18 protein-coding genes and 1 pseudogene are annotated in these 19,880 nt (G+C 71.8%); 5 read left to right on the top strand and 14 right to left on the bottom strand.

What is annotated here, in order from left to right; genetic code table 11:
- The first annotated feature begins 253 nt into the window (after positions 1 to 253).
- Positions 254 to 1,831 carry a phospholipase A2 gene (locus ACFKCF_RS40990; protein WP_394500733.1) on the top strand — a complete coding sequence of 526 codons (1,578 nt, stop codon included), beginning with the start codon at positions 254 to 256 and terminating at the stop codon, positions 1,829 to 1,831.
- Positions 1,832 to 2,117: 286 nt separating this feature from the next.
- On the opposite strand, the gene ACFKCF_RS40985 is transcribed toward ACFKCF_RS40990, so the two are convergent.
- Entirely contained in the window at positions 2,118 to 2,867 is a 750-nt protein-coding gene (locus tag ACFKCF_RS40985; RefSeq protein ID WP_394500732.1) for an SDR family NAD(P)-dependent oxidoreductase, read from the bottom strand.
- Between the two features lie 98 nt (positions 2,868 to 2,965).
- Between ACFKCF_RS40985 and ACFKCF_RS40980 the strand changes: the two genes are divergently transcribed.
- On the top strand, positions 2,966 to 3,718 hold the full coding sequence (locus ACFKCF_RS40980; RefSeq protein ID WP_394500731.1) for a TetR/AcrR family transcriptional regulator: 753 nt from the start codon (positions 2,966 to 2,968) through the stop codon (positions 3,716 to 3,718).
- On the opposite strand, the gene acnA is transcribed toward ACFKCF_RS40980, so the two are convergent.
- The 10 genes from acnA to ACFKCF_RS40930 are packed head-to-tail and all read right to left on the bottom strand — an operon-like array spanning position 3,666 to position 14,978.
- Positions 3,666 to 6,245 (bottom strand): aconitate hydratase AcnA, encoded by a 2,580-nt coding sequence (gene acnA, locus ACFKCF_RS40975; RefSeq protein ID WP_394500730.1) that lies wholly within the window; start codon positions 6,243 to 6,245, stop codon positions 3,666 to 3,668. The two genes, ACFKCF_RS40980 and acnA, sit on opposite strands and share 53 nt — an antisense overlap.
- Complete coding sequence (locus ACFKCF_RS40970) at positions 6,242 to 6,382, bottom strand: hypothetical protein (protein ID WP_394500729.1); 141 nt, start codon at positions 6,380 to 6,382, stop codon at positions 6,242 to 6,244. The genes acnA and ACFKCF_RS40970 overlap by 4 nt, the downstream gene beginning before the upstream one ends.
- Positions 6,370 to 7,425 carry an Ldh family oxidoreductase gene (locus ACFKCF_RS40965; protein WP_394500728.1) on the bottom strand — a complete coding sequence of 352 codons (1,056 nt, stop codon included), beginning with the start codon at positions 7,423 to 7,425 and terminating at the stop codon, positions 6,370 to 6,372. The genes ACFKCF_RS40970 and ACFKCF_RS40965 overlap by 13 nt, the downstream gene beginning before the upstream one ends.
- A complete protein-coding gene (otnC, locus tag ACFKCF_RS40960) occupies positions 7,422 to 8,033 on the bottom strand; it encodes a 3-oxo-tetronate 4-phosphate decarboxylase (protein ID WP_394500727.1) in 612 nt (203 codons plus the stop codon). The genes ACFKCF_RS40965 and otnC overlap by 4 nt, the downstream gene beginning before the upstream one ends.
- Complete coding sequence (gene otnK / locus ACFKCF_RS40955) at positions 8,030 to 9,244, bottom strand: 3-oxo-tetronate kinase (protein WP_394500726.1); 1,215 nt, start codon at positions 9,242 to 9,244, stop codon at positions 8,030 to 8,032. Before otnK ends, otnC begins: the two co-directional genes overlap by 4 nt.
- Complete coding sequence (locus tag ACFKCF_RS40950; RefSeq protein ID WP_394500725.1) at positions 9,241 to 9,888, bottom strand: aspartate/glutamate racemase family protein; 648 nt, start codon at positions 9,886 to 9,888, stop codon at positions 9,241 to 9,243. The genes otnK and ACFKCF_RS40950 overlap by 4 nt, the downstream gene beginning before the upstream one ends.
- Entirely contained in the window at positions 9,885 to 10,955 is a 1,071-nt protein-coding gene (locus ACFKCF_RS40945; RefSeq protein WP_394500724.1) for an isocitrate/isopropylmalate dehydrogenase family protein, read from the bottom strand. The genes ACFKCF_RS40950 and ACFKCF_RS40945 overlap by 4 nt, the downstream gene beginning before the upstream one ends.
- A 5-nt stretch (positions 10,956 to 10,960) precedes the next feature.
- Complete coding sequence (locus ACFKCF_RS40940) at positions 10,961 to 12,058, bottom strand: ABC transporter ATP-binding protein (RefSeq protein ID WP_394500723.1); 1,098 nt, start codon at positions 12,056 to 12,058, stop codon at positions 10,961 to 10,963.
- Positions 12,051 to 13,814, bottom strand: a complete 1,764-nt coding sequence (locus ACFKCF_RS40935; RefSeq protein ID WP_394500722.1) for an ABC transporter permease — start codon at positions 13,812 to 13,814, stop codon at positions 12,051 to 12,053. Before ACFKCF_RS40935 ends, ACFKCF_RS40940 begins: the two co-directional genes overlap by 8 nt.
- 18 nt (positions 13,815 to 13,832) lie before the next feature.
- Positions 13,833 to 14,978: an ABC transporter substrate-binding protein gene (locus ACFKCF_RS40930; protein WP_394500721.1), complete on the bottom strand. Its 1,146-nt coding sequence runs from the start codon at positions 14,976 to 14,978 to the stop codon at positions 13,833 to 13,835.
- Between the two features lie 240 nt (positions 14,979 to 15,218).
- On the opposite strand from ACFKCF_RS40930, the gene ACFKCF_RS40925 reads away from it, so the two are divergent.
- Positions 15,219 to 15,920, top strand: coding sequence for a GntR family transcriptional regulator (locus ACFKCF_RS40925; RefSeq protein WP_394500720.1), 702 nt, complete (start codon positions 15,219 to 15,221; stop codon positions 15,918 to 15,920).
- Positions 15,921 to 16,104: 184 nt separating this feature from the next.
- Here the strand turns inward: ACFKCF_RS40925 and ACFKCF_RS40920 are convergent, their stop codons facing one another.
- The 3 genes from ACFKCF_RS40920 to ACFKCF_RS40910 all read right to left on the bottom strand — a co-directional run bounded on the left by ACFKCF_RS40920 (position 16,105) and on the right by ACFKCF_RS40910 (position 18,299).
- Positions 16,105 to 16,572 (bottom strand): hemerythrin domain-containing protein, encoded by a 468-nt coding sequence (locus tag ACFKCF_RS40920; RefSeq protein ID WP_394500719.1) that lies wholly within the window; start codon positions 16,570 to 16,572, stop codon positions 16,105 to 16,107.
- Positions 16,573 to 16,595: 23 nt separating this feature from the next.
- Complete coding sequence (locus ACFKCF_RS40915; RefSeq protein ID WP_394500718.1) at positions 16,596 to 17,198, bottom strand: PadR family transcriptional regulator; 603 nt, start codon at positions 17,196 to 17,198, stop codon at positions 16,596 to 16,598.
- 129 nt (positions 17,199 to 17,327) lie between these two features.
- Positions 17,328 to 18,299 carry a LysR family transcriptional regulator gene (locus tag ACFKCF_RS40910; protein WP_394500717.1) on the bottom strand — a complete coding sequence of 324 codons (972 nt, stop codon included), beginning with the start codon at positions 18,297 to 18,299 and terminating at the stop codon, positions 17,328 to 17,330.
- Between the two features lie 88 nt (positions 18,300 to 18,387).
- Here ACFKCF_RS40910 and ACFKCF_RS40905 point away from each other — a divergent pair, with 88 nt between their 5' ends.
- Positions 18,388 to 19,311, top strand: a complete 924-nt coding sequence (locus ACFKCF_RS40905; RefSeq protein ID WP_394500716.1) for a zinc-binding dehydrogenase — start codon at positions 18,388 to 18,390, stop codon at positions 19,309 to 19,311.
- A pseudogene (locus ACFKCF_RS40900) lies at positions 19,308 to 19,880 on the top strand (alpha/beta hydrolase); the annotation flags it as partial. The gene ACFKCF_RS40905 and the pseudogene ACFKCF_RS40900, both read left to right, overlap by 4 nt.

The raw sequence follows: 19,880 nt of genomic DNA, 5'->3' as shown, positions 1-19,880 counted from the left end.
TATTCTCGAAGGCCCTACAACGCCGCCATAAAGGCACCATAAATTGACATAGCAGCCCCCCACCTGCGTAAACATGAAAATAAATTGCCATCAAGGCATGGCCCCGTAGGCGATTCCAGCACCATTTCAAAAACTTGTCCAGCTCTTGTGGAGCGCTTTGTCAGCCCTTACCCTCCAGGTGATCAAATCACTTTCTCTCGTTACCTGGAGGCACCTCTTGCGCCGATTAGCGCTCCCCGTCACCCTCTCCGCGATGCTCCTCCCCTTCCTCGCCCCGGAGGTCTCCGCCGCCGCGCTCGACGAGCCGCCGCCGGCCAACGTCCAGGAGATCGGTCCCGGCCAGTACTCCTCCGACACCAAAACCTTCAAGCTCACCGAGCTGGACGTGTCCGCGGGCGCGATCAGCCGCAAGCACGGCGTGGCCCTGACACCCGGCGATCTGGCCCGGCCGCAGTCCGCTCCGGCGACCCGTCCCGAACTGGGCGTCTTCGGGCCGGGCTGGCAGGCCGAGTTCGCCGGCGGCGAGATCAACCGCAAGCTGGAGAACCGGAACGGCACCATCGTCGTCACGGAACTCGACGAGGGCACATCGACCAGCTACCCGCTGAAGAGCAGCGTCTCCTTCCCCGACGGCGGCGGCATCCAGACGTACGAGGCCGCCGACGGGTCCAAGGTCACCGAGACCACCAAGTGGGACCCGGTCATCGGAGCGATGCGTACCACGACGACCGAGACGTTCGTGACGGATCTGGGCCCCCTGGACCCGGGCGACGAACCCATGACCAACCCCGACGGCACCCCCATCAGCGCCAGCGACCTCCAGCTCACCTACACCTGGGCCCGGCCGGGCGGGGCGCCGAGCGCCGACCCCTGGCGGGTGACCAGCGTGGGCACCGTCGCCTTCGGCAAGTCCGCGATCGCCTACGACGCCCAGGGCCGGGTCAGCAGCGTCAAGGAACCGACCCGCGGCGAGAGCCCCGCGTCCGTCACCAGGTTCACCTACGCCACGGCCACCACGGCCACCAGTACCTCCAACGGCGACTACGCGGGCCGGCTCAAGGAGATCACGGTCGCGTACGGAACCGACGCGCCGCGGACCGAGGCCAGCTACTCCTACGACCCGAGCGGCCTGCTGCGCACCGTGAGCGATCCCAGCGTCGGCGCCGTCCAGGGCACCTACGCCTACGACCCGGTGGGGCGCCTGTCGTCGATCGAGTCCGTCAGCAACGGCGGCTGGCAGCTGTCGTTCCCCGAGGGCGCCGCGGCTCCCCAGGTGGTCGCCACCGGGACCGACGTGCCGGCCAACGGGGGGCCGACCGAGGGCGCGGCCGGGCTCGACGACCCCAACGCCACCGAGCCGCCGGCCGGCGACTTCCTGCCGGACGGCGTGGATCCCCCGCAGTCCTACCCGAAGAAGTGCGACACGGCCAAGACCTGGATGTGGTACACGAAGTCGGGCTGCTCGGCCTGGGCGTACCACGGTGGCAAATGGCGCAAGCCCGACTGGAAGCGGACCGCCAGCGGCTTCAAGGTCAGGGGCATCGTTCACGACCACTGCACGAAGCCGGGACCGGACCGCCCCGCCGGGTTCGACTTCCGGCCGGCCTGTGACTCCCACGACTACGGGTACGGTCTGATGACCAACCAGAAGAAGAAGTACAAGTACTACCTCGACCGCACCGTCGGGCGGAAGCTCGACGTGGACACCCGGTTCTACATCACCCTGAAGGACAAGGTGTGCGGCGGCTACTTCTTCCTGGTGCGCGGCACCTGCAGGAAGATCGCCGCCGTCTACTACGCGGCGGTCGTGGGCTTCGGCATGCCCGGATAACAGCCCGAACCGAACCAGGGCCGGACGGCGGCATCGGCCGCCGTCCGGCCCTGACCCGGTCAGGGCGGATCAGCGCCGCGGCCCTGACCCGGGTCAGAGGCGGATCAGCGCCGCGGCCAGCTCGGCATTGCGCCGGGCGAACTCCGCCCATTCGGGGGGCGTGCCGGCTTCCAGCAGGTTGCGTTCGAGCCATGCGGCCTCGTGCACCGAGTCGCACGCCACCTGCCGGCGGCAAGCGCTCCGTGCGGTTCGGCGTAGCGGGCGCCCACGCCCCGAACCGCGGGGGTCACATGGTCGTCCCGCCCGAGACGTCCAGGCGGTGGCCGGTCATGTAGCGGCTGTCGTCGCCGGCCAGGAAGGCCACCGCGTCGGCGACGTCCTGCGGCGTGCCCAGCCGGCCCAGCGGCGACTGCGACGACAGCCAGGCCAGGGCCTCCCCGACCAGGCGTCCCTGGTGCATGTCGGTGTCGATGACGCCGGGCGCCACGGTGTTGACCGTGATGCCGCGCGGTCCGAGCTGCTTGGCCAGCGCGGTGGTCAGCACGTCGAGCGCGGCCTTGGACATGGCGTAGCCGATCGCCCGGGGCATGGCCGCGCCTCGGGTCAGCATCGTGCCGATCGTGATGATCCGGCCGCCGTCCCGCAGCCGCGGCACGGCGAGCCGGGTGACGAAGAACGGGGCGGTCGTGTTGACCGCGAACAGCCGCTCGAAGCCCTCCCTGGTCACGCCGTCGATCTCGCTCTGGTCGCCGAGGATACCCGCGTTGTTGACCAGGATGTCCAGGCCGTCGGCGTGGGCGTCGAATCCGGCCCACAGCGCTTCGGCGTCTCCCGGAACGCCCAGCTCGGCCCGTACGGCGAACGCCTGCCCGCCGCCCGCTTCGATGGCCGAGACCGTCTCCTTGGCAGCCGCCTCGTCGCTGCCGTAGTGGACGGCGACCCTGGCGCCCTCCCGGGCGAGCCGGGTGGCGACGGCCCGGCCGATCCCCCTGCTGGCGCCGGTCACGAGCGCCGTCTTGCCGGTCAATGTCGTCATTGCCGATCATGCCTTCCGCTATTTCGCGTACCTCGTACTCGAAATGGGACCCTAGCCATTCGAGTACTGTGTACGCAAGCTAGGGAGGGGCCGGCGGGATGTCCGACGAGGAACTGATCAGCATCTGGATGCGGCCCGAACGCCTGGAGCGTTCGGGGCCCGGGCGGCGGCCCGGCTACAACCGCGAGCAGATCACCCGGGCGGCCGTCCGGATCGCCGACGCCGAAGGGGTGGAGGCCGCGACCATGCGCCGGATCGCGGGCGAGCTGGGCACCGGCGCCATGTCGCTCTATCGCTACGTGCCGAAACGCGATGATCTGTTCGACCTCATGATCGACCTGGCGATGGGCGAGCTCGATCTCCCCGCCGCGCCGTCCGGCGACTGGCGCCGCGACCTCTCCCTGGTCGCCCACGAGACCCGGGCCGCCGGCCTGCGCCATCCCTGGCTGACCCCGCTGCTCAGCGGCCGCCCGACCCTGGGCCCGCACCTGCTGCGCGTGCACGAGTTCGCCCTGGGGGCGCTCAACGGGCTGGGCCTCGACATCGACGAGATGACCGGCTTCGTCAGCATGGTGAACGACTACGTCCACAGCGCGATCCGCCGCGAGATCGGCTGGCTGGAGGAGGCCCGCCGTACCGGCCTGGACCCGGAGCGCTGGAAGCGCGACTACATCGGGCCGTACGTGCGGCAGATCGTCGAGTCGGGTGCCTATCCCCTGTTCAGCCGGTCCGTACGGGAATCCGGCACCGCGCACCTTGCCCCGTCCGAGCGCTTCCGGCACGGGCTGGATCGGGTGCTCAACGGGATCGGCGCGCAGCTGCCAGCAGGCCGCGCAGGACATAGGGCATGATTCCGCCGTGCCGGTAGTAGTCGGCCTCGCGAGGCGTGTCGAGGCGCAGGCGGGCCTGGAAGGTGACGCCGCCGGCGGTGACCGTCAGGGTGGGCGGGAGCCGCGGCCCGTCCAGCGCGGTGAGGCCGGTGACGCCGATGACCTCCCGGCCGGTGAGGCCGAGCTCGTCCGGGCCCTCGCCGGGGAGGAACTGCAGCGGCAGGACGCCCATGCCGACCAGGTTGGAGCGGTGGATGCGTTCGAACGACTTGGCGATGACAGCTCGCACGCCGAGCAGCGCGGGGCCCTTGGCGGCCCAGTCACGGGAGGAGCCCGCACCGTAGCCCTCCCCCGCCAGCACCACGACCGGTACGGCGGCCTCCTGGTAGGCGCGGGCGGCCTCGTACACGGTGGTGATCGCGCCGCCGTCCAGGAGGTCGGCGGTGAGGCCGCCCTCGGTGCCGGGCGCGAGTTGGTTGCGCAGGCGGACGTTGGCGAAGGCGCCGCGCATCATGACCTCGTGGTTGCCGCGGCGGGAGGCGTAGGTGTTGAGCTGGTGGCGCGGCACGCCGAGGTCGGCCAGGTAGCGGCCGGCGGGGCTGGACGGGAGGATGGCCCCGGCCGGTGAGATGTGGTCGGTCGTGATGAAGTCGCCCAGCTTGACCAGGACGCGGGCGCCGGTGAGGTCGGTGACGGGCGGCGGCTCGGGCGACATGCCGTCGAGGTAGGGGGCGCGGCGCACGTACGTGGAGGCGGGGTCCCAGGGGTAGGTGGCGGAGCTGGAGACGTCCAGGCGCTGCCAGCGTTCGTCTCCGTCGAGGACGTCGGCATAGGCGCGCGCGAACATCTCCGGCCTGATCACCCGCTCGATGACCGCGCGCACCTCCTCCGGGGCAGGCCACAGGTCACGCAGGTAGACGGGACGGCCGCCGGGGTCGGTGCCGAGAGGTTCGGTGGTGAGGTCGAGGTCCATGGTGCCGGCGATGGCGTAGGCGACGACGAGCGGCGGCGAGGCGAGGTAGTTGGAGCGCACCTCGGGCTGGATGCGGCCCTCGAAGTTGCGGTTGCCGGACAGGACCGCGGCCACGTCGAGGTCGTGCTCGGCCACGGCCTTCGACACCTCCTCGACGAGCGGGCCGGAGGCGCCGATGCACGTCATGCAGCCGAACCCGGCCAGGGTGAAGCCGAGCCGCTCCAGGTAGGGGGTCAGGCCCGCCTCGCCGTAGTAGTCCATGACGACGCGCGAGCCGGGCGACAGGGTGGTCTTCACCCATGGCTTGGCGCTCAGCCCGCGCTCGGCGGCCTTCTTGGCGAGCAGCCCGGCCGCGACCATGACGGAGGGATTGGAGGTGTTGGTGCAGGAGGTGATGGCGGCAATGGCGACGGTCCCGTGCGTGATCTCCCGGTCCCCCTCGACGGGAGGCCGCTCCTGCGCGCGGAAGGCGGTCTTCACCCCCTCCAGGGGAATGCGGTCCTGGGGGCGGCGCGGGCCGGCGACGGACGGGACGACGGTGGCCAGGTCGAGGTCGAGGTCGGCGGTGTACGCGGGCGGCGCGGCCGGCTCGTGCCACAGGCCCTGCGCCTTGGCGTAGGCCTCGACCAGGTCGGCGTGGTCGTCGTCGCGGCCGGTGAAGCGCAGGTAGCGGATCGTCTCGGCGTCGATGGGGAACAGCGCGGCGGTGGAGCCGAACTCCGGGCTCATGTTGGAGATCGTCACCCGGTCGGTCACCGGCAGCGCCGTGACCCCCGGCCCGTGAAACTCGACGATCTTGCCGACCACCCCGTGGTCGCGCAGCAGCTCGGTGAGGGTCAGCACGAGGTCGGTCGCGGTGGCGGCGACCGGCAGCTCGCCGTGCAGGCGCACGCCCACCACGTCGGGCACGAGGATGGGCACCGACTGGCCCAGCATGGCGGCCTCGGCCTCGATGCCGCCGATGCCCCAGCCGAGCGTGCCGAGCCCGTTGACCATGGTGGTGTGCGAGTCGGTGCCCAGGCACAGGTCCGGGTACGCCTCATCGCCGCGGGTCATGACCACCCGGGCCAGGTACTCCACGTTGATCTGGTGCATGATGCCCTTGCCCGGCGGCACCACCGTGAAGCCCCGCAGCGACGCCTGGCCCCAGCGCAGGAAGCGGTAGCGCTCGGCGTTGCGCTCGTACTCCCGGCCGGCGTTGCGGGCCAGGGCGTCGGGGCGGCCGAAGACGTCGGCGATGATGGAGTGGTCGATGACCAGCTCCGCGGGGATGGCCGGGTTGACCGAGGCGGGGTCGCCGCCGAGCGCCGCCATGGCGTCGCGCATGGAGGCCAGGTCGGCCAGCACGGGCACGCCGTTGGTGTCGTGCAGGAACACCCGGGCGGGACGCAGGTCCACGGCGGCGCTGCGCGCGGCCCGTGGCCGCCATCCGGTCAGGGCCCGCACCTGCTCGGCTGGTGCGGCGTGCCGGAGCAGGTTCTCCAGCATGATGCGCAGGCTGTACGGCAAGCGCGCGGGTGCATCGACGGTGTGGATGCGGTAACGGCGAGATCCCACCGTGAGGAGGTCGGTCACGTGGCCTGCCCTTGGAGCGAGACGGGATGGCAGTAGGAGCGGCGGCAGCTGGGCTCGCCGCGAGTGGCCCGGATGCCGTCGAGGAAGGTCTCCAGACGGTCGGGCCGCACCTCGATCTGGACGATCAGGACGGACATGCGTCCATCCAGGCGGGTTGCGGGACGGCGCACGCCTTGGCGAGCCGGCGCAGGCCCCGCAGGGTTTTGCCGGGCAGGCGCACTCCGGTCAGGGCGGCCTCGGCGGCGTTGCGGGCCTCGATCTCGCCGGGGTGGAAGATCTCGTCGAAGCCGGGCGCGAGCGGCACGGCCTTGGTGCGGTCGATGAGGTCTTCGAGGCGGCGGGCGTAGTCGGCGGGGTCGGCCACGGCGTCGAGGCGCAGCGCGAGCAGCAGGTGGCCGCAGCCGCTGCGGCGGTCGGGCACGTACGGGCCGGCCACGTCGGTGGCGTAGGAGCTGCCGGTCAGCACGCCCGACAGCACGTCCATCATGAACGAGATGCCGTACCCCTTATGCCCGGCCATGGGCAGGATGAGCCCGTCGACGGCCAGGGCGGGGTCGGTGGTGGGGACGCCGTCCGCCGTCTGGGCCCAGCCCTCGGGGATGGGCTGTCCGCGTTCCAGGGCGGCGTAGATCTTGCCCCGGGCGACGACGGTGTTGGCGATGTCGAGCACGACCGGGCCGCGCCGGCCGCCGGGCACCGCGATGGACCACGGGTTGGCGCCCACGCTCTTCTCCCGGCCGCCCCACGGGGCCATCGCGGGGCTGCCGTTGGTGGTCAGCAGGGCGACGCAGCCCTCGTCGGCGATCATGCGGGTGAAGTAGGCGGCGGTGCCGAAATGGTTGCTGTCGCGCACCGCGACCACGCCCACGCCGTGCTCGCCGGCGCGGCGTACGGCGTCGCGGGCCGCGTACGCGGTGACGACCTGGCCGACGCCGTCGCGGCCGTCGAGGACGGCGACGGCGCCGCCGTCGAGCACGGTGGCCACGTCGGTGACCGCGCGCATGGCCCCGGAGCGCAGGCGGTCGGCGTACCACTCCAGGCGCAGCATGCCGTGCGAGGGGTGGCCCCACGCGTCGGCCGTGACCAGGCTGTCGGCCACCAGCCGCGCGTCCGGTTCGGGGACGCCGAGCGAGGTCAGGACCTCGGTCCCGAAGGAGATCAGCTCGGAGGCGGGGATCACGACAGTCTCCTGATCTGGTCGGGGGTGAGCGGCCGGATGGGACGCTCACGCAGCAGCAGCCACAGCCGTGCCGTCTCCTCCAGCTCCTCGACGACGTCCGCGGCATGGGCGAGGTCGGCGCCGGCGGCGATGGGCCCGTGGTTGGCCAGCAGCAGCGCGTGCGCGGTGCGGGCGGCCCGTTCGGCGATCGGACCCAGCGCCGGGTCGCCGGGCGCGTGGTACGGCAGCAGCGGCAGCCGCCCGACGCGCATCACGTAGTAGGCGGTCAGCGGCGGCAGCACGTCGTCCGGGTCGAGGCCGTCGTGGCAGGACACGGCGACGGAGTAGGTGCTGTGCAGGTGGACGACCGCGCCGGCGTCCGGGCGGGCGCGGTAGAAGGCGGCGTGCAGGAAGGCTTCCTTCGACGGGCGCGGCCCGTCCAGGTGCTCGCCTGCCAGGCTGACGAGCGAGAGCTGATCGGGTGCGACGTCGCCGAGGGAGCCGCCGGTGGGGGTGATGAGGAAGGCGTCGCCGGCGCGGGCGCTGAGGTTGCCGGTGCGGCCGTGCGTCAGCCGCCGGCGGAACAGGGACGCGCCCAGCTCGGCGATCTGTGAGGAAATGTCGGTCATGGTGCTTCCAGGGCTGTGACGAGCAGGTCGGGGCGGCCGAAGTTGCCGGACTTGAGCAGCAGGGCCAGGCTCGGGTGGCCGGTCGTGAGCAGCCAGGGGACGCCCCGGTCGGCTTCGGCGCCCACGACCGCCCCGGTCACGCCGAGCGCGTTCACCACGGCGCCGGAGGTCTCGCCACCGGCGACGACGATGCGCCTGGCCCCGAGCCGGGCGGCGCGGGCGGCGACGGCCGCCAGCGCGCTCTCCAGCAGCCCGGCCGCGCCGGGCGAGCGCTCCTCGGGAGGAGCGGAGGAGTAGACCATGGCACGGCCCCGCGCCGCGAGGTTGGCCTCCAGCCAGCCGAGGGCCTCCTCGACCAGCCCGTCCTGCTCGGCGCGCAGCCGGTAGGAGGGCAGGTGCCGGCGGGCCAGGGCCACCTGCTCCAGCGTGGCGGCCGAACAGCTGCCCGCGAGCACGACCCCCGGTCCCGTCGGGAGGGCGGGCACGGCGGGACCGCCCGGCTCGTGCCGGGCGGTCGCCAAGGCTCCGGCCAGCCCCGCCGCGCCCGTGATGACGGGCAGGTGCGCGCCGGCGCGGACGATGAATTCGAGGTCGCGGTCGTCGAGGGCGTCGGTGACCGCGTACCGGACGCCTTGGGCTTGGAGCGTGTCGAGCGCGGCGCGCACCGCGTCGGCTCCGCGCCGGACGGTCTCGTGCGCGAGCAGTGCGACGCGGTGCGGGGTCTGCCGTCCCAGGACGCGGACCAGATCGGGGTCGGTCATCGGCGTGAGCGGGTGGTGGCGCATCGACGACTCCGACAGCAGCCGGTCGCCGACGAACAGGTGCCCCTGGTAGACGGTGCGGCCGTGCTCGGGAGCGGCCGGGCACACCACGGTCAGGCCGGCCCCGCTCGCCTCGGTCAGCGCGTCGGCGACCGGGCCGATGTTGCCCTGGTCGGTGGAGTCGAAGGTGGAGCAGTACTTGACGTACAGGCGCCGGGCCCCTCGCTCGCGAAGCCACCGCTGGACGGCGAGCGACGCGGCGACCGCCTCCCCTGCCGGGATCGAGCGGGTCTTGAGCGCGACGACGACGGCGTCGCTGTCCGGGAGCACCGTCGCGGGCCCGGGGACGCCGAAGATCAGCACCGTGCGCAGGCCCGACCGCCGCAGCGCGGCGGCGACGTCGGTGCCGCCGGTGTAGTCGTCGGCCACGCAGCCCAGAAGCAGGCTCATGCCAGCGCCTCGCGCAACGCCCGGGCCGCCGCCAGCGGCGGGCTCAGCACCGGCAGGCCGAGCCGGTCGGCCAGCTCGGCGCGCACCGGGCTGATCGAGTACTGCCCGAGCAGGACCAGCTCGACGCCGTCGAGGTGGGGCACGGCGGCCCCCGCGAGCGCGTCGGCCAGGTCCGGCCAGTCGCAGGCGGCCGCCGCGGTCGCGGCTCCCGGCGCCGCTATCGCGCGCACCTCGACGCCGTCCGCCACCTCCTGGAGCCGCCGGGCCGAGTCCGCCGCCGCGGAGTCGAGCGAGCCGAGCACGAGCACGGTGCCGGGCCGCCGCCGGGCGACGTCGGCGAACATGGCCTCGTCCGAGCCCGTCACCGGCACCTCGTGCAGCCGCCGGGCGAGCCAGGCGGCCGGGCCGTACATCGAGCAGGACAGCAGCACCGCGTCGGCGCCGCCGCGGACCGCGTAGTCGATGACGGCGAGCATGCGACGCGTCAGCGCGGGTGTCATGCCGCCGGCCGCGTCGGCCTCGGTGACGAGCCGGTCGTCCAGGAGGTGCCAGGCCCTCGCCTCGGGAAACCCTTCGCCCAGACCGTCGGCGGCGGGCTGGATGGAGGCGGGGGTGGCGTTGACGACCGCGATCGTCGGGTTCATCGCTTCACACCGGCCGCGACGGCCTCGGCGAAGGCCCGGGTGCCCGCCGTGCCGCCCATGTCGCGGGTACGGGTGCCGCTCCGGACGGTGTCGGCGACCGCCGCCCCGATCAGGGCGGCGGCCTGGGCCAGGGCGGGGTCCTGGTGGCGGGCGCCGAGCCAGTCGAGCAGCATGGCGCTGGACAGGATCATCGCGATGGGGTTGGCGACGTCCTGGCCGGCGATGTCGGGGGCGGAGCCGTGCGCGGCCTGGGCCATGGCGCGCTCGTGGGAGGCGTTGATGGACGGGGCGATGCCGAGCGATCCGGCGATCTCGCCGGCCAGGTCGGACAGGATGTCGCCGAACATGTTCTCGGTGACGATCACGTCGAAGTCGTTCGCCCGCCGCACCAGGTGCACGGTCATCGCGTCGATGTGGAAGTCGTCGACGGCCACGTCCGGATAGCGTGCGCCGACCTCGCGGCAGACGTCGCGGAACATGCCGGTGGTCAGCTTCAGCACGTTGGCCTTGTGGACGATGGTGAGCCTGCCGCGCCTGCGGGAGGCCAGCTCGTACGCCTCGACGGCGATCCGCTCGACGGCGGGCCGGGTGACGATGCCCATGGCGATGGCCACGTCGGGGGTGGGCATGAACTCGCCGCTGCCCTTGTAGGTGCTGCGGTCGGCGTAGAAGCCCTGGGTGTTCTCCCGGACGATGACCAGGTCGGTGCCGGGGACGACGGCGTCGGCGCCGTCGAAGGACCTGGCCGGGCGGATGTTGGCGAACAGGTCGAAGTGCTTGCGGATGGTGCCGCTGGGGTTGAGCTCGGAGCGGTGCGGCTCGGGGTAGGCGGCGCTGTCGTGCGGGCCGAGCAGCCAGGCGTCCAGCTCGGCCAGGGCGGCGAGGGTCTCCTCCGGTACGGCGTCGCCGTAGGTGTCGATGGCGCGGGCGCCGAGCGGCAGCTCGGCCCACTCGACGGGGGTGGCGCCGGCGGCGGCGAGCGCGGCGTCCACGACCAGGACGGACGCGGGGACGATCTCGGGGCCGATGCCGTCACCTTCGAGGACGCCAAGACGGTAGGAAGTCACGAAATTTACGTCCTTACGAGTGCTTCGACGTCCTCGGGCAGGGCGTCGGTGGTCGGGTAGAGCAGGCAGGCGGCGGGCTCGACGACGAGCGTGACCTCGCCGCTCAGCCCGGGGCGGGCGGTCTCGGCCTGGATGACGTGGTCGCCCAGGCGCAGGTCGTACTCGTAGCGGGAGCCGACGTAGGAGCTGGTGAGCACCTCGGCGGTGAGCACGTTCACGTCGTCGGGGGCACTGCGGCCGGGCGGGAGGATCTCCAGCCGTTCCGGACGGACGGCCACGGTGACCCGCCGGCCCGGCGGGGCCTCAGGGACGGCGATGGTCTGCCCGGTGCAGTCGAGCCGCACCTGCGCCGGGCCGGTCACCGTGCCGGTGAGGAAGTTGCAGCGGCCGACGAACGCGGCCACCTCAGCGGTCGCGGGGCTCTCGTAGATCTCTTTCGGGGTGCCGATCTGCACCATGTCGCCCTTGGACATCACCGCGATGCGGTCGCTCAGGGCCAGGGCCTCCTCCTGGTCGTGGGTGACGTACACGGTGGTGATGCCGAGCTCCTCCTGCAGCCGCTTGAGCCAGGCGCGGGCCTGCTCGCGCAGCTGCGCGTCCAGGTTGGACAGCGGCTCGTCCAGCAGCAGCACGCCGGGCGAGTAGACCAGGGCGCGGGCCAGGGCGACGCGCTGCTGCTGGCCGCCCGACAGCTGGTGCGGGTAGCGGTCCTTCAGCTCGGCCAGGCCCACCTTGCCGAGCGCCTCGGTGATGAGCTGGTCCTGCTCGCGCCGGTCGACCTTGCGGATCTTGAGCGGCATGGCCAGGTTCTGGGCGACCGTCATGTGCGGCCACAGCGCGTACGACTGGAACACCATCCCGAGGTTGCGCCCCTCGGGCGGCACGAACGTGCCGGCGTCGACGAACGTGGCCGGGCCGACCGTGATGCTGCCGGCGCTCGGCCGCTCCAGGCCGGCGATGCACGCCAGGGTGGTGGACTTGCCGCAGCCGCTGGGGCCGAGCAGCGTGAAGAACTCGCCGTCGGCGATGGTGAAGGAGATGTCACGCAGGACGGCGTTGTCGCCGAACCGCTTGGACAGGTTGGCGACCTTGACCTCAGGCATCTGTGCCTCCTTTCTGGGGGCGTCCTTTGAGAAGTAGCCCGGCGAGCCCGACGAAGGTGGCCGTGATGGCGATCTGCAGGCTTGCCAGCGCGGCCACGGAGCCGGTGTTGCCCTGCACCCACAGCTCGAGCATGGTCGTGCCGATGATGTTGGAGTCCGCCGAGCCCAGGAACACCGCGGGCGAGTACTCCTTGAGCAGCGTCACGAACGTCAGGATCAGCGCCCCGGCGAAGGCCGGCCGCAGCAGGGCCGCCAGGATGCGGGTGAACGTACGCACCCAGTCGGCGCCGGAGACCCGGGCGGCGTTGTCGAGCTCCCGGCCGATCTGCATGATCGACGGCGAGATGGAGCCGAACCCGCTGGGCAGCGCCCGCAGCCCGAAACCGATGATCAGCGCCCACAGCGTGCCCTGGATCAGGGTGCCCAGCCCGAACGGGGCGAAGGCCAGCGCCCAGAACAGGCCGATGCCGACGATGATGCCGGGCATCGCCTGCGGGGCGAGCGCCAGATACTCCACCGCGCGGGCGAAGCGGAAGGTCGAGCGCCTGGCCACCATGACCGCCAGCAGCGACAGCGCGCTGACCAGGACCGCGCCGATCGCCGCGACCAGCAGGCTGTTGACGATGGACTGCACGTACACCGGATAGGTGAAGATCCGTTCGTAGTTGTCCCCGGTGAGGGTCTTGAACGGCGACTGCAGCGGCGTGAACACCTGCGTGAAGGAGCGGAAGACCAGCCCGCCGATGGGCACCAGGGCGCCCATCACCACGTAGAGGGCGATGGCGGCCATGCTGATCCACTTCAGGCGGCCCAGATCCAGCGGTCGCGGGCGGGTCGCCTTGCCGCGGACGGAGACGAACCGCTGGGCGTTCTTCAGCAGCTTGGCCTGCAGCGCGACCAGGCTGACGGTGACCAGCAGGATGATCGCCGACGCCGCGCCCAGCACCCCGTAGTCCGGGTTGATGGACTGCAGGCCGTTGCGGTAGAGGAAGGTGGAGAAGACGTCGATGCGCACCGGCTGGCCGAAAAGCAGCGGCACGCTCAGCGTCTCCACCGACATGCTGACCACCAGGATCGAGCTGTAGACGACGGGCGGGCGCAGCAGCGGCAGGATCACCGAACGCAGGATGCGCAGCGGCCCGGCCCCGCACACCCGGGCGGCGGCCTCCAGCGAGGCGTCGCTCTGGCGCAGGGCGCCGGCGCAGAAGGTGTAGACGATCGGGGCCAGCGCCACGGCCTCGGTCAGCGCCATGCCGGGAATGGAGTACAGGTTCCACGGCAGGAAGCCGAGCAGGCGGCGTACCTCGACGCTGACGAAGCCGGCCGGGCCGTACATGGTGATCCAGCCGAAGCCGAGGATGAGCGAGGAGATGAAGAACGGCCACTGCATGGCGGCGGCGAACACGCGGCCGCCGGGCAGCTTGGTGCGTACCACGACCACGGCCATCGGCACCGCGATGAGCAGGCTGAGCACGGTCGTCATCCCCGCGAACAGCGCCGTGTTGAGCACGACGCGGCCGAATCCCGCCTCGGTGAACAGCCGCACGTAGTTGCCGGCGCCGAGCACGCCACCCGCCTCGTACAGGGGACGGTCGAGGAAGGACTGGTACAGCGTCGGGACGACCGGCGCCAGCACCAGGACCGCCAGCAGGAGCAGCACGGCGTACTGCAGCCAGCTCTCCCGGGCCAGCCCCAGCGGCCTGCGGTAGCGCGGCGGGGGATGCGCCGGCGGACGCGGCGGGGAAAGGGTGGTCACTTTCGATCCTTTCGCGGGTCAGCGACCGAGCAGGCCGTTCCACTTGGCGGTGAACGACTTGACCTCGGCGTCGGGGACCTTCGCGTACTTGGCGAGGATGATGTTGGCCTGGCCCACGGCCTTGACCAGCTCCTGGTAGGTGTGCAGGCCGTCGCCGGTGGCGACGCCGTCGCGGTAGGAGGTCAGCCCGCCCTCGGCCACCGCCCGCTGGCCCTCCTGCGACAGCACGAAGTCCACGAACAGCTTCGAGGTCGCCGGATGCGGCGCCTTGGCCGCGATGCCGACGCCGCGCGGCAGCACGACCGTGCCGTCGTCGAGGAACGAGATCGCCAGCAGGCCGCCGCTCTTGTCCACCACCGGGTACGCCGGGGCGGCGCTGACGAAGAAGCCGGCCACGTACTCGCCGGACGTGATCTTCTCCAGCTGGGTGCCGGACGACGTCTCCGGCCTGGCCAGCGGCAGTACCGACTGCAGCGAGGTCCAGGAGTCGGGGCGCGCCTCGGCGAAGGCGTGCGAGACGGTGAAGCCGAACGCGCCGCTCACGTCCCTCGTGGTGATCTTGCTCTTGTACTGGGCGGGGTCCTTGGCCAGGATCGCCGCCAGGCTCTTCAGCCCGGTCGGCTTCCCGGGCAGCAGCGAGGTGTTGTACGCGATCGACAGGGGGTCGGCGGACATGGCGTACACGTTGGGCAGCAGCTCGCCGAAGTCCGGCAGCTTGCCCTTCTCCGGTGAGGCGTACTCCATCAGGGTTCCCGGCCGGGCGGCGAAGTCGGCCCAGGCCTGCGCGGCGTTCGACACGACCAGGTCGGCGGGCGAGTTGCCGGTGGCCTGCTCGCTGAGCACCCGCTGGAACACCTCGTCGCTGTCCAGGTTGTTGGCCGCGATCTTCGTCACCCAGGGGTACTTCTTCTCGAAGTCGCGGAAGATCGGCGCCCAGTTCTCCTGGTCGGTGTTGGAGTAGATGGTGAGGGTGCCGCCCTCCTTCTTGGACGCCCCGATGAGCTGGGCGTACTCGCTCGGGTAGTAGGACGGGGCCTGTCCCGTCGCGATCGCGTTCGGCGGCGGCTGTTTCGCCGCCTCGCCTCCACCGCCGCAGGCCATGAGGAGGCCGAGTGCGAGTACGGCGACGCCCAGGGCGCGGAATGTGGGGTGGAAGGTGGTCATGTGCTTCCTCCTAGACCAGGCGCGACCGACCAGCCGTCGCCTGCGATGCCGCACACTCTGCTTCGTTATAACCTATGACGTCAAGCCCTCGTTTCCGGAATGTAACGCGAAGAGCCTCTTAGATGACTTATAGCGGCAACGATCTGGCCCGCCTGCTCTCTGACCGAGGGGCCGGGACTCTTGCCGACAGAGTCGGACGGCGGTGTAGGTTATAACGGTCACCGACGAGACAGGACAGCGATGAGCGAATCAGCGGCCGAGCTCTACACGACGAAGGCGGACTTCGCCTATCTGCGCGTCAAGGAGCTGATCCTGTCCGGACGGCTGCTCCCCGGCTCCGTCATCGCGCAGGCGCAGCTGGCCCGCGACATCGGCATCAGCACCACTCCCCTGCGCGAGGCGCTGCGCCGGCTCAAGAGCGAAGGGCTGGTCGAGCTGGACGCCCACCGCGACGCCCGCGTCGCGCCCCTGGCCGCCGAGGAGGCCCGCGACCTGCTGGAGCTGCGCCGCTCCCTCGACCCGCTGGCGATCGGGCTGGCCGCCGAACGCCGCACCAAGGCCGACATCGCCGCCATGCGCGCGGCCCACGAGGGACTCAAGCCGCTGCCCGGCAACCCTGACTACGAGCAGCTCGTGGCCCACCGCAAGTTCCACGCCGCCCTCTACTCCGCCTCCCACAACGATCTGCTCATCCAGACCCTCGACGGCCTGTGGGACAAGGCCGACCGCTACCGCCGCCTGGCCCTGGAGGTCGAGCGCGGCCAGGCGGCCCGCGACCGCAAGGCCGCCGAGCACGAGGCCCTGCTGGAGTACGTGATCGCGGGCGACGCGGAGTCGGCCGCGGCGGTCATGCGCGAGCACATCGACACCAGCCTCGGCGCCCAGGCCGCCTGGCGCCTGCGCAAGCACCACGCCGAGCCTGGTTCAGCGGCTTCGCCCTGATTGTGCCCCGGTCAGCCGCTCTCCGGCCAGTCCCAGCCCAGCCGCAGGAACAGCCCCAGCCGGCCGGTGAGTGGCGGGCGTGGGTGCGGCCGACCACCAGGATCGCTTCGGCTTCGCCCTGGACGCGCTGCTGAACGGGCTCGCCCCTCGCCACCCCTGACCGAGCCGCGGCCGCCCCTTCGGCTCAGACGTCGCCGAACATCCGGTGCTTGTCGCTTGCCGGAGCATCAAGCGCACGAAGAGCGCGACTCAGGGAGCCTTCCTCATAGCCGAAATGGGCCTTCATCACGGCCTTGATGTCATTGATCTGCCGGAAAAGCTGCTCCGGTGATGATTCCCGGGAGTCCAGGCTCAGCTGGAAGTCGGCGAGGAGCTGCGCGAGGACCTGGTGCTCGTGACGCAGGCGGGTGATCGCGGGCTCCAGCTCCGGCATCTGCTTCAGCAACGCCGGAAAGAAGTCGGAGTCCTCGCTGCGATGATGGCTCCCCAGCGCAGAACAGAAGGTGTAGCAGAAGTCGCGCAGTTCGGGCTTGAGAGTTTCGGCGCGCGTGCCGGAGCGGATCGCCCTTCGAGCATCCTCCAGGGCCTTCTCCAAGCGGTGATGAACGCTCTGCAACTCGCGGTGCCAGGCGAAAACACGGTTACGCAGCATGATGAGTTCTTCCTCCCGCGGGGTCAGCCGCGTTGATGAGCTTTGCCGGATTCCCGCTCGAACCGGACACCGCTCCGGGTCTTTCCCTCGGTGATCAGCTCGGGGAGCTGCGATGCCAGCTGTCGATGCCAGGCGATCTCCGCTCGCAACCGCACGACGCGGTGCCGCATCGCGAGTGATTCCGCCAGAGTCAGGTGGCGGGCGATCGACCGCGCATGCGCTTCGTACTCGGTGAGCGTCGCCTCCAGTGACGCGATCCGCGCCTCGATCACCGGGGGCAGGTCATCCAGACGGTCCGGATCGAGCCGGGTGAGGACGAGGTCGAACGGGTCGGGTTTCAGAACGATCTCACGCAACCCGCGGAGCCGGAGCGACGACAGCGTCTGCCCGCCGGCATCGGTGATCTGCCAGACCTTGCGTTGCGGATATGAACCGATCTGCTCCGTCCGTGCCTCCTGGATCAGCCCTTCGGCGGCGAGGCGCTTGATCGCACCGTAGAGCCCGCCGATGGTGATGTCGGTCCACAAGTCGAGGTGCTCCTCCTCGGCGAGAAGCCGTAGCTGGTGACCGTGCATCGGGCCGCGCTCGGACAGCGCACCGAGGATGAAGATGCGTATCGACGACACACGACTAGTCTCGCGAGAGTAGTCACTATGATCAAGAGCCTGAGGCTCCCGACATCGGGAGGTCCGCTTCGTGCGGCTGCGAGCGCGCCACGTCCCGTCAGCTCGCGGTGCACCTGACCGTCGCCGCGGTCAACGCCGTGATGTCGGCGGGTTCTGGGTGCCTTGGACGTCGAGCGCGGGTGGCAGGTGGCGTTCGGGCAGCCAGTCGCAGACGGGGTCGTATTCCAGCCACCGGTTCCGCTCGGCCTCTGCCACGAAGGCGCTCACCAAGCCGTCCAGCAGCGGCGGACCGCCGTCGCCCCGCCAGAGCAGCGACCAGGCGTACAGGGGCGTGGGGCTCACCAGCGGGACCGAGCGGATCGCCGGGCGAGGCGGAAGGGGCACGTCCGCGGGCAGCAGGCTGAAGCGGCGCGCGTCGGCCGCCAGGTCGGCGAGGAAGTGGTCCAGTCCCAGGTTCGTGCCCTCGGCCCGGTCGCGAATGCCGAAGGACTCCGCGAATCGGTGCAGGAAGTCCAGCCGGTGCAGCGCCCCGGGAGTCCACAGCACGCTGTCGCGCAACTGTGCCGGCCGGATCGCCGGCGCGTCCGCCAGCGGGTGGTCCGCGCTGAAGATCACGTCCACCGGCTCCAGCCGTACCAGGCGATGTGTCAGCCCGGCGGGCAGCGGGGCGTGGACGCGACCGAAGGCGGCATCGATGTCGCCGTGCAGCAGCGCGGCGACCACAGAGGGCAGGTCGCGGCCGTGCCCCAGTTCCAGCCGGGGCTCGCCGGTCGCCACCTGCGCCAGCGTGCGCAGGGGCGCGTACAGGTGACCCCACACGTCGATCCGCAGCGGGCGGTGCGCGTCGAGCACCGCCGTCACGGCCAGGTCCGCGGCGGCCAGCGCCTGACGGGCGGGCTCCAGGAAGCGCCGCCCCGCCTCGGTGAGCCGCACCCCCTGGCCGCCGCGGTCGAGCAGGCGCATGCCGAGCCTGGACTCCAGGCGGGCGATCCGCTTGGAAAGCGCCTGCTGGGAGATGGACAGCTCCTCGGCCGCGTGGCCGAAGTGCAGCTCTTCGGCCGCCCGCACGAACGCGCGCACCTGCGCCAGGTCGAGGTCCACGCCTGTCACCTTAGGCGACAACCGATGGTTGTCGGCCTGTCGCGCCCGTTGTTGGATCACGCGAGCCGGATGCCGGTTTCATTGCCGCATGCGTAGATTGATCCCTACTGGGGAGGCGACGCGGCCGGTGGAGTTCGCCCAGGACGCCCAGCCCATGCCCGCCCCGGACGAGGTCCTGGTCAAGGTCGAGGCGTTCGCCCCGAATCGTGGGGAGACGTTCCTGCTGGAAGCGCCGAAACCCGGCCTGATGCCGGGGAAGGACGTCGCCGGTCTGGTCGTGCAGGCCGCCGCCGACGGCTCGGGGCCGCCGGCCGGCACCCGCGTCGTGGGGCACCCGCCGATGGGCGGCTGGGCCGAGTACGCGACCGTGCCCACCCACTCGATCGCCGTGCTGCCCGACGAGATCACCGCGGTCCGGGCGGCCGCCCTGCCGCTGGCCGGGATCACCGCGCTCCGGCTGCTGCGCGCGGCCGGCGCCGTGACGGGCAGGCGGCTGCTGCTGACCGGCGCCTCCGGCGGGGTGGGGCACTACGTGACGGAGCTCGCCGCGGCGGCCGGGGCGGAGGTGACCGCGGTGACCGCGACGGCGGAGCGCGGCGCGCGCCTTCGTGAGCTGGGCGCCGCGGCGATCGTGCACGACGTGGGTGAGGCGGACGGGCCGTTCGACGTGGTGCTGGAGTCCACCGGCGGTGGCGCGCCGGCGGCCGCGCTGGCAAAACTGGTCCCGGGCGGCACGCTGGTCTGGTTCGGCCAGGCCGGGCGTACGCCGGCGACGCTGGACTTCTTCGACCTGCTCGCCGGGCCCGAGAACGCCGTGATCCGGCACTTCCACTACGCGGGCGCACCGTACGGTCCCGACCTGGCCACGTTGGTACGCCTGGTGGCCGGTGGCCGGCTGCACCCGGAGATCGGCCGTACCGCTGACTGGAGCCGGACCGCCGAGGTCCTCATCGACCTGCGGGAACGCCGCGTCCGAGGCAAGGCCGTCCTGACGATCGGAGCACCACGATGAGCGCCGCGGACTTCGCCGCCGCCAACCTGTCCCGTGCGACCGGAGCCGGGCTGGACCCGCACGAGTACCTGCGCGTCACGGGCGAGCTGCCCGGCCTGGACCGATGGGGCGAGGCCTTCATGCGCGCCGCGCGCGGGCATCTGGCCCGCGCCGGACGGGCGGCCACCGCGATCTCGGCAGGCGAGCACCACCGGGCGGCGGCGCGCTGGTTCCACTTCGCCACGCTGGGGCCGAACCCTGAGCGCGCGCTCGCGGCTGCCGAGGCGGACGCCGCCATGGGCCGCGCGCTGGACCTGCTGGAGCCGGTGGCGCGCCGGATCGAGGGACCGGACTTCGCCGGCTGGCTGCGCGGCCCGGCCGGCGCCGGGGCCACCGCGGTGGTGGTCCCGGGCCTGGACTCCAGCAAGGAGGAGTTCCACGATGTGATCGACGCCCTGCTGCGCCGGGGCATGGCCGTGTTCGCCATGGACGGGCCGGGACAGGGCGTGCTCGCGGCCACCACCACCGTCCGCGCCGACTACCACCGCGTCATCGGCCAGGTCATCGACGCGATGGGGGGGGAGGGAGGG

Source organism: Nonomuraea sp. JJY05, from assembly GCF_043496855.1.
Taxonomy (GTDB): domain Bacteria; phylum Actinomycetota; class Actinomycetes; order Streptosporangiales; family Streptosporangiaceae; genus Nonomuraea.
Note: the sequence above shows the minus strand (reverse complement) of the source record. Positions and strands in the feature narration are given on the sequence as shown.